Source organism: Micromonospora sp. DT229, assembly GCF_049844505.1.
In the GTDB taxonomy this organism is placed as follows: Bacteria; Actinomycetota; Actinomycetes; order Mycobacteriales; family Micromonosporaceae; genus Micromonospora.
On record NZ_JBNCLD010000049.1, the window covers coordinates 1 to 1361 of the forward strand.

The 1361-nt window shown below is 68.8% G+C and carries 1 protein-coding gene; it reads right to left on the minus strand.

Annotated features, from left to right (window positions below; genetic code table 11):
* Window positions 1-25: 25 nt before the first annotated feature.
* Window positions 26-1303, minus strand: coding sequence for an IS701 family transposase (locus ACLQ2T_RS29215; RefSeq protein ID WP_425769570.1), 1278 nt, complete (start codon window positions 1301-1303; stop codon window positions 26-28).
* Window positions 1304-1361 lie beyond the last annotated feature (58 nt).

Genomic DNA, 1361 nt, shown 5'->3' on the forward strand with positions numbered 1-1361 from the left:
CTAGTACGGCAGCCGCCGTTCGGGATCATGGCTGGAGTTCGAGGTTGAGGCGGCGTGTGTAGTGGGATTGTCGGGCTCGGGCTTGATGCCGGCGGCGCCAGCCTGACCAGTGCAAACGATGGGCGAGGTCGCTGACTGGGCGGATGATGTAGGCGTTGATCAGTCGGCGGACTTCGTTGACCGTCAGCTTGATCAGCCCCGCGTCGGCTGGGTCGTGGTGGGCCGCGTCGGCGGTGCAGATCGCCAGGACGGCGAGGGCGGCCAGGGCGAGGGTGGTGAACCGGTGCCAGGAGTCCCAGCGGCGGACCTGGTGCTGGTCCAGGCCGACCTGACTCTTGGCTGCCTGGAAGCTCTCTTCGACGGTCCAGCGGATGCCCGCGACTCGCACGAGCTGGGCGAGGGTGGCTGGCTTCGGGGTCCAGCAGCGGTAAAAGGCGAGCTCACCGGTGGTGGTGTTACGGCGGATCAGGAGGCTGTGCCGGCCGCCGTCGTCGGGATCGGCATCGGTGCACACGTCATCCAGCCAGGCCCAGTCGTAGACGCGGGGACCCTTCGACCCGGCGCCAGCTGAGCGGCGCTGCCACGCCGATGCCGGCAGGTCGGCGGCTACCCGGTCGACACGAACCCGGGTCTTGCCGCCGTCGAGCGGGACCAGATGGCTGCAGGACACCGCGAGGACATAGCCGAGCCGGTGTTCGCGCAGGTGAGCGCGGAAGATGCTGCTGTTGCCGTATGCCTCGTCCGCAGCGGCCCATCCCGCCGGCACGCCGACGTCGATCGCTGCGGTGATCATGTCGGCGGCCAACTCCGACTTGGTGGCGAACCCGATCTCGTCGGGCACGCCGGCGGCCTGGCAGCGCTGCCGGTCGTCGGTCCACGACGCCGGCAGATACACACGACGGTCGATCAGAGTGTGCCCATCCCGGCCGGCGTAGCCCAGGAACACCCCCACCTGGCTGTTCTCGATCCGCCCGGCCGTGCCCGTGTATTGCCGCTGCACCCCGACCGAGTGCACGCCCTTCTTCAAGTCGCCGGTCTCATCAACCACCAGAACCGCGTCCGGCCCACCGAACCGGTCCACGATCACCTGCCGCAGGTCGTCACGGACGGCATCGGCGTCCCACACCGCCCGATACAACAACCTTTGCATCGCGTCCGGCCGGGCATGACCGGCCTGCTCCGCCAACTGCCAACACGTCTTCACCTCAAGATCAGACAGCAATCCCGCCACGAACCCCGCCGCCGCACGACGAGGCTCCACCCGCCCAAACCGGCCCGCGAACGACCCAAGCACCCCGGCCATGACCCGCTCCCACACACCAGGGTTTACGCTGTGGCACGCGGCCACCGCCAGATCCGAA